This window comes from Streptomyces sp. NEAU-YJ-81 (assembly GCF_017592595.1).
GTDB classification, from domain to species: Bacteria; Actinomycetota; Actinomycetes; order Streptomycetales; family Streptomycetaceae; genus Streptomyces; species Streptomyces hygroscopicus_B.
In genome coordinates this window covers 1-7571 of sequence record NZ_JAGFNO010000089.1, presented here as the reverse complement: position 1 = coordinate 7571, position 7571 = coordinate 1, and the positions used below count along the sequence as shown (strand labels likewise).

General features: G+C 67.0%; 9 protein-coding genes and 1 pseudogene. 8 read left to right on the top strand and 2 right to left on the bottom strand.

What is annotated here, in order from left to right; genetic code table 11:
- Positions 1-82: 82 nt before the first annotated feature.
- Positions 83-232 (top strand): hypothetical protein, encoded by a 150-nt coding sequence (locus J5X86_RS49840; RefSeq protein ID WP_208523182.1) that lies wholly within the window; start codon positions 83-85, stop codon positions 230-232.
- 528 nt (positions 233-760) lie between these two features.
- Complete coding sequence (locus J5X86_RS49835; protein WP_208523181.1) at positions 761-1603, top strand: MerR family transcriptional regulator; 843 nt, start codon at positions 761-763, stop codon at positions 1601-1603.
- 220 nt (positions 1604-1823) lie between these two features.
- On the opposite strand, the pseudogene J5X86_RS49830 reads toward J5X86_RS49835, so the two are convergent.
- Positions 1824-2009 (bottom strand): annotated as a pseudogene (locus J5X86_RS49830) (integrase); the annotation flags it as partial.
- A 404-nt stretch (positions 2010-2413) separates the two neighbouring features.
- Here J5X86_RS49830 and J5X86_RS49825 point away from each other — a divergent pair.
- The 4 genes from J5X86_RS49825 (at position 2414) to J5X86_RS49810 (ending at position 4902) form a co-directional block, all read left to right on the top strand.
- Positions 2414-2557 (top strand): hypothetical protein, encoded by a 144-nt coding sequence (locus tag J5X86_RS49825; protein WP_208523180.1) that lies wholly within the window; start codon positions 2414-2416, stop codon positions 2555-2557.
- 181 nt (positions 2558-2738) lie between these two features.
- Positions 2739-3521 (top strand): phosphotransferase, encoded by a 783-nt coding sequence (locus J5X86_RS49820; RefSeq protein WP_208523179.1) that lies wholly within the window; start codon positions 2739-2741, stop codon positions 3519-3521.
- Positions 3522-3849: 328 nt separating this feature from the next.
- The gene (locus J5X86_RS49815; protein ID WP_208523178.1) at positions 3850-4386 is read left to right on the top strand and encodes an RICIN domain-containing protein; all 537 of its coding nucleotides are present in this window, start codon (positions 3850-3852) and stop codon (positions 4384-4386) included.
- 99 nt (positions 4387-4485) lie between these two features.
- Positions 4486-4902 (top strand): class I SAM-dependent methyltransferase, encoded by a 417-nt coding sequence (locus J5X86_RS49810; RefSeq protein WP_374229510.1) that lies wholly within the window; start codon positions 4486-4488, stop codon positions 4900-4902.
- A gap of 259 nt (positions 4903-5161) precedes the next feature.
- On the opposite strand, the gene J5X86_RS49805 is transcribed toward J5X86_RS49810, so the two are convergent.
- Positions 5162-5791, bottom strand: coding sequence for a TetR family transcriptional regulator (locus J5X86_RS49805; RefSeq protein WP_208523177.1), 630 nt, complete (start codon positions 5789-5791; stop codon positions 5162-5164).
- A gap of 122 nt (positions 5792-5913) precedes the next feature.
- On the opposite strand from J5X86_RS49805, the gene J5X86_RS49800 reads away from it, so the two are divergent.
- Together J5X86_RS49800 and J5X86_RS49795 are read left to right on the top strand one after the other, a co-directional pair.
- On the top strand, positions 5914-6906 hold the full coding sequence (locus J5X86_RS49800; RefSeq protein ID WP_137969575.1) for an aldo/keto reductase: 993 nt from the start codon (positions 5914-5916) through the stop codon (positions 6904-6906).
- A gap of 311 nt (positions 6907-7217) precedes the next feature.
- Positions 7218-7424 (top strand): helix-turn-helix domain-containing protein, encoded by a 207-nt coding sequence (locus J5X86_RS49795; RefSeq protein ID WP_308124996.1) that lies wholly within the window; start codon positions 7218-7220, stop codon positions 7422-7424.
- The last annotated feature ends 147 nt before the right edge of the window (positions 7425-7571 follow it).

Sequence of the window (7571 nt, the reverse complement as noted above, 5' to 3'; positions counted from 1 at the left end):
CGACCCGGCACCTTCGTCAACCCCATCGGCTGACCAGCTCACAGCTGCGCTATGAAGGTCCACTGCCCCGCTGCCCTGGTGTGTGACGCACCAGGGCAGCGGACTTTCCGTTCCACGGCCCGCGCCCAACGTCTCCGGCTACCGCGTCCTGGTCAACGGCGTCGTCGACATGGACGCCACCAGTATCCAGCTGTGGAGCCAGGCCGATGAGGACGTGACCCCGGCTGGCTGATGGGGCTGAGCAGGCCCTCGCCCTCGCCGCCGCCTGGTCCCTGTCCATCACCCGCGCCGACACCCTGACCGCCCGCCACGCGCTGGCCCGCTGGCGGGGCGAGTCGGGGGATGCGGCCGGTGATCAGTCGACCGATTGATGAGGAGACTGATCAACACCGTTTGCGGCTGATGACACGGCTCTTACCGGCGCCCGCACTACGACACCCTGCTCAGCCGCCATCTCCATGCCTGGGAACTCGGTCTTGCCGGGGAGCACGCGGAGGCGGCACGACTGTACGCCGAGATCGCCGTCGACTCGGCACGCGTGCTGGGTTGCTGGGGCTCCTTGAAAATCCCCAACCCCTGCTCGGGGTGCCATCAGACCTGCTCGACGGATCTCCCCCATTCCGGGCCTGTCCTGGGACGGGACACCAATAGCGAGGGACCGCCCGATAGCCCGTCAGGATCTGGGTGGTGTGTAGTTGCATATGCCGTAGCGGCATGTGGTGTCGTCGAGGGCACCACAGTACGAAAGGCCCTGTCTGCGATGTACCCGTCCGCCATGCCTCCCCGCGAGGTCAAGATCGGTGATGCCGCCGCCTTCGCCGGGACCACCCCGCGCGCCATTCGCCACTACCACCAGATCGGTCTGCTGCCGGAGCCCAAGCGAGGTGGAGACGGACGCCGCCGCTACGGTTACGACGACATGATCCGCCTGCTGTGGATCCGCAAGATGTCCCAGGCCGGCATCAGCCTGGACGACATGCGGGCCGCCTTCGACGAAGCCCGGGACATCGAGGACGTCCTGGGCCGGCTGGAGGAGACCCTGGCCGCCCAGGAGGCCGACATCAAGCGTCAGCGCGCGGCAGTCCAGCGCCTGCGGGTCGTGGGCAGCCCACTGGGCTTGCTCTCCCCATTGGTCACGGACCGGCTCAGCCACCTGCCTTCTGGCGCACTGCGCCCCTCCGACCTGGACGCCCTGCTGGTCACGGAACGGATCTTCGGGCCGCTGGGAGCCGCAATTCAGGCCAGCGTGTTCATCACCCTGGCCACCCACCCCGACCTACGGGCCGAGGCAGACCGCCTCGACGCGGCCGACGCCGCCCTCGATGACACCGTCGACCCCCACGACCCGCAGGTCGAGGAACTCGCCGCGCAGCACTGCGCCCACCACAAGGCCCTGCTCCAGGCCATTGAAGAGGCCGGACTGGAGGCGGCCGAGGAGAAGCTCTTCGAGATCTACGACGCCGAGGCGAGCGGCGAGGAGGACGCCCAGATGAGCGTCTTCGAAGCGGTCACCAAGATGCCCTACGGCTTCTCCGCGGCCCGGACGCGGTGCGTGGAACTCACGGCACAGCTCCTTGCCGGGGACCTCTCCGCAGGCAGCTGATCGCTGGTGTGGCCGTGCGTGAGGATCCCGGATTGGCCACCGACACGAAGCCAGCGTCTCGACACGGCCCGCACACTCCACGAGCGGGAGACCCAAGCCGACGACCCGGGCCACGCTCCTTTGAAACTCCCCACTTCGTTGAACACCAGAGCGAGTGATGCGAGGAGCATCCCTGGCCGTTTTCAAGAATCTGTGCCGCTCGAAAAGTCATCGCTGCACGTCATGCCGCATATCTGTACTCGTTGATGAGGCCGCCGAGGATCCGGGTGCGCAGGGCTTTGTGAGTGCCCGGGTCATGCGCCGCGGCGGGTTGTTCGGGGGCGTCGGGTGGTAGCTGGTTGCGCGTTTGGTGGGGGCGGTGCTCGTTGTAGTGCCGCTCATAGGCCGCGAGGACGTGGCGGGCGTGGGCCTCGTGCCGTCCTCCGGTTGAGCTTGTGACTCCACATGAAACGGATACTCGAGGATCCGTACTTCACCTGCGCGGTGAAGTGGCCATACTGGCTGTTCCCCCTGTAGTCAGGGGCCTGCGGCGTGAAGAAATGAGTTGCTGCGCTTGCCGTCTTCGTTGCGGGCTCACCCTCCTCCTTCGAGGTTACCCAGCTCTTGGAATGCTCGCTGATGGTCACTCGATAAGCCCTGAGTGGGGAATTCTTGGACGACTCGGAAGTGGACGCAGTACCGGTCAGCGGCAGTAGCGTGAGAGTACCGAGAGCGATGCTGGAAATTACTCGGACGTGCTTCACGGTTCCCCCCCTTGTCGTGTTGCGGTCAAAGTGATCGTACGTATCGGCTCGCGCCAGCTTGCTCGACGTGGCGCTGCTTGCCGCCCTCGACAGTGACTTCGGGCTGTACTACCTGCAGGGGCTGGGGCGCGGTGGGCTGGAACGCATCCATGACCAGATGCGCCGACTGGAGCAGCTAGACCGCGGTGACTCCCAAACTTACGGACATTGATCACGAGTGCCACCCGCGCAGTGATTCCAGCTGTCGTCCTCTGTCATCCAATCGAGGCGTTTGACAGCAGCTCAGCTGGTTCAGCCGCTGTCCGGCGTGGAGCTGCGGCAAAGGCTTTGGCCGGACCGGGGGCCTGGAAATGCGGCTGCGCAGACGATCGGCATGCGATACAACCGAGGCCATGGAGGAGCAGCGACTGCCTGGCGGCCGGACCGTAGGTGCGGTGCGTATCGGTGATGAGGTCCACCGGCCCGTACAGCCCTGGACCCCTGCCGTGCATGCGGTGCTGCGTCATCTGGAGGCCGTGGGATTCAGCGGGGCGCCCCACGTGCTGGGGATGGACGCACAAGGGCGTGAGGTCCTGACCCATCTCGTGGGCGAGACCACCGGCGATGACCTTCCCTGGCCCGCGTGGGTGTACTCGGACACCGCCTTGGTGAGCGTCGGCAGGTGGGCCCGTCGGCTGCACGATGCGACGGAGACCTTTGTGCCCCCGCCGGGGGCGCGCTGGCTCGCCGGGCAGACGTGGCGGCCGGGGCTGGTCATCGGACACCATGACGCAGCCCCGTGGAACGCGGTGTGGCGCGACGGCGATCTGGCCGGGTTCTTCGACTGGGACACCGCCGGGCCTTCATCGCGCGAGTTCGATCTGGCATTCACGGCGTTGACCTGGGTGCCCTTGCAGGCCCGCCGATTGGCCGAGAGGACTGGATTCACCGCGTTCGAGGACCGGCCCCGACGTCTGCACGTGCTGCTCGACGCCTATGGCTATGACGGCGACCGTTCGGCATTCGCAGCCGTCGTGGCCGCACGGGCCCGGACCAACGCCGACGTCATCGACCGCATGGCCACCGACGGCGACCCGGTGTACACCGCGCTGCTCCCGGTTGCCGCCGACCTACGCCAAGCCGCCCTCGAGGTCGAGGCGTTGCCCGCCTCCTTTTGGACCCCCGCCAACTGCTAGGGCACTGGCGCGACAACCGCACATCAATGGCACAGGCTTGGGCTGCTGCTGCTGCTGCCGACGTACGGTCGGCGCCACCATCCGGAAGGGGTCACCCAGGCGGTCTGCTGTTCGTTGACATTGACACCCAACCCAGTCGGCCCAGATGGTGTGGGGTGCGTGGCCGGAACCGATTAGTCCAGTTCACCCGCAGGGGTGGCAGGTGCGCCAAGTATCGGCCACACCGGGCGGTTTGCGCTTTCCGCATACCGTCGACAGGGAAGTCTGAACGGTGCTGTCCAGCGGCGAGTGTGAGCGCTGGCGCGTCCCACGAAGGAGAAGAGGCCACGTGATCGGCGCCATGATGAGGTCCCTGCGACGGCCGGCAGTGGCCGTAGCCGCCGCAGCAGTCCTTGCCTCCGTGATCGGAGTAGCTCAGCCCGCGCAGGCGTCCCCCGCTTACCACCTCGTTCAGATCAAGACGTCCACGGGCAAGTGCCTGACCATCAGGAACCAGAGCACCAGCGACGGCGCTTCGCTTGAACAGAACCGGTGCCAGAATCTTCCCGCCCAGCGCTTCAAGAGCATGAACGATGGCGTCGCGAACCCGACCCACGAGATCAGGACGTTCGCGGACAAGTGCCTAACTATCGGCAGCTCCTGGGAAGGCAACACCGTTACTTGGCCGATCATCCAGCAGGAGTGCCTGGGATCCCTGCATCAGCGCTTCACGTACTTCGCCGAGTACGGTCAGCCGGGCATCGGGTTCAGGTCGTCGTCCATGGGGCTCTGCTGGACCGTGACGGGCGTCAGCGACGGTGCCAGGATCGAGGGCGATGCGTGCGACGGGTCTGACTCTCAGCGCTTCACACTCGTCTATGTGTGAGGCCGTGCCGCTGCTCCCCACAGCGGCACGGTCCCCTGGCGCTGTGACCGAAAGTGATCACCGGGCGCGCAGCCAGCGGGGCAGGGGGACGATGTGGGGATGACCACCAGCTCACGCGCCCATTCGTTCAACGCGGCGGCTGACCAGTACGCGGCCAGTCGGCCTTCGTATCCTCCCGCGCTCTTCGACTGCATCGAACAGCTCACCAGCCGTCCCCTGGCAAGTGCCCGCGTCGCGGATATCGGCGCGGGCACCGGAATCGCCACCGCCCTGCTGCGTGAGCGCGGGGCTGACGTGATCGGCGTTGAGCCGGGCGACGCGATGGCCGCCAAGTTCCACACCCTGCTCCCGGATGTGCCGATCATCAGAGGTGACGGCAACGCCCTCCCCCTCGCGGACGCCTCCCACGACCTCATTGCCTACGCACAGTCCTGGCAGTGGACCGACACCACCCGCTCGGTATGCGTGGAGGAAGCCGCCAAGGCGGTCGTGGCATCGTATGTCGAGGTGGCTTAGTGGTCGGCTCCGGAAGTCCTTCGGGGGTTGACCCCGGGACGGCGCGTCTGTCGGGTGTCGCCGAACTCCTGGCTGGCACAGCCGTTGACGAGGGCTGCTACCGCCAATCCGGATGGCCACGGCCATCACCGACCGCCTGGCCGGCCGCGGGCTCGACGTCATCACTCCCGCGCCAGTGGACCGCACGTTCGTCCACCAGGTCATCTTCAACGGACACACCCGGAGGTGTGCGTCAAACCAAACGGTTTGGGCGTTGTTCTCAGTCCGAGCGAGGGAACATGTGCTCGACGGCGGCCACCAGTGCGGCGCGGCGGGCGGCGATGGAGGGGTCCACGGCCTGGTCTGCGGCAGCGGCGGCGATTTCGGGCTGACCTGCCCAGGTCATGGCGATCTGGTTGATCAGGGCGAGGACGTCGACCGGGTCCCAGGCCGGGTCGAGCAGCCCGATGCGCTGTGCGTCGCGGAGTTGGTCGAGCTTGCCGGCGATCGTGGCCTGGAGGGGGCTGGTGGTGTTGTCTGCGGGCTCGGCCAGCTCCAGGCGGCCCCACATGATCAGGCGGTAGTGGTCCGGACGTGCCGTGAAGTGGTCGAAGAGGATGCCGGCATAACCGGGCAGGTCGGCCGGGTCCAGCTGAGTGGCCTCGACGAGTGCGGTCGTCTCGCGTTCGGCGACGTGCGCGTAAAGGGCTTCCTTGCTGCGGAAGTAGGCGTAGACACGTTCCTTGCTCGTCCTGGCCTGCTTGGCGATGCGGTTCACGCGGGCGCCGGCGATCCCGTGCCGGGCGAACTCCTCCTTGGCTGCGGCGACGATCCGCTGGCGCGTGGAGTCGGCGGACTCGCCCGCGATGGCGGCGTCCGAGGTCTGGCCAGGGTTGGTGGAGCGAGGCATGAGCCCAGGATAGGCGACCGAACCGTTCGGTTTTGCGTTGCGCTCCAGACAGGCGTAGGTTCAAACCGAACAGTTTGGTTTGGCCAGCTATGGGCTGCCGACATGACACGAGGAGCGATCTCATGCAGCACCGCACCCTGGGACAGCAGGGACTGCGCGTCTCCGCGCTCGGACTGGGCGTGATGGGGATGTCCCTGGCCTACGGCCCCTCGAACGACGAGGACGGCATCTCCACCATCCGCCGCGCCCACGAACTCGGAGTCGACTTCTTCGACACCGCCGAGCTGTACGGCCAAGGCACCGGCAGCAACGAGACGCTGCTCGGCAGCGCAGTCAAGGACTTCCGCGACGAGGTCATCCTGGCCACCAAGTTCGGCTTCGACATGACCAGCAAGACGCCGGGGAGCGGCGTCAACAGCCGCCCGGAGAACATCCGCAAGGTCGCCGAGAACAGCCTGCGCTACCTCCAGACCGACCGCATCGACCTCTTCTACCAGCACATCTCCGACCCCGACGTACCGGCCGAGGAGGTCGCCGGCACTGTCGGTGACCTGATCGCCGAGGGCAAGGTGCAGTACTTCGGCCTGAGTAACGTCGGCCCGCAGTACATCCGCCGCGCCCACGCCGTCACCCCGGTCACAGCCCTTCAGTACGAGTACTCGGTCTTCGAACGCGAAGTAGAGGACGAGATCCTGCCGGTCCTGCGAGAGTTGGGGATCGGCCTGGTACCGTACTCGCCGCTCGGCCGCGGCTTCCTCTCCGGCGTGGTCAAGCCCGCTGACGAGTACCCCGAGGGCGACATGCGCCGCTGGGACGAACGCTGGCAGGGCGAGAACTACGCCTACAACCTGAACGCCGCCGAGCAGCTCCGAAAGCTCGCCGCCACCAAGGGCATCACCCCGGCCCAGCTTGCCCTGGCCTGGCTGCTCGCCCAGGGCGAGGACGTAATCCCGATCCCGGGCACCCGCAGCGCCACACGTCTGGAGGAGAACGTCGGCGCCACCGACGTAGAACTCACCGAGGCCGACCTGGCCCGTATCCGGGAGGTCCTCCCCCAGGGCTCCGCAGGCAGCCGCTACCCGGCCTCGATCATGGCTGGCTACCGCACCGACTGACAGCCCGTACACCAAGTTCGGCGGTCCCGGGCATGCGGCGGCGAGCAGCGGCGGCATGTCCTCTCAGGCGGGGCTGTGACCGGGGTCTGTGCCCACGTGCGCACCAGCCACGGCGCGCCCTGCTCCTCCTGATCAACCTCGAGGTCAACCGCTGACGGACGATCCGGCGGGGTGCCGGGGGTGCGACGGGCAGGGCTTCCCAGAATGCGGGCGGCCAAAAACCACTTCTACAGATTGGCCTGCCTGTCTTGTCTGTTGCCCCGGCCCGTGCGATAGCCCCGACCCCCGCCGAGCGCGAGCGGCTGAAGAGGATGGCCTACGGTCAAAAGACCGAGCACCGGCTGCGTATGCGGGCTCAGGTGGTCCTGCACGCGGCGCGTGGGCGCTCCAACGCGCGCATCGCCCGTGAGACCGGATTACACCTGGACACCGTGCGGACCTGGCGGAACCGATTCGCTGCGCTGGGACTCACTGGGCTAGGGTCTGTTGCGAAAGTGCTGGTCACAGCCACTCGTTGAGGACTGCGACCAGCACGGTTGCTTCGTAGCGGACGGCGAGTTTGTCGTATCTCGTGGCGACCGCGCGGTGTCGCTTGAGTCGGTTGATCCCGCACTCGACCGCGTGCCGATGCTTGTAGTCGGCCTTGTCGAACGTCGGTGGCCGTC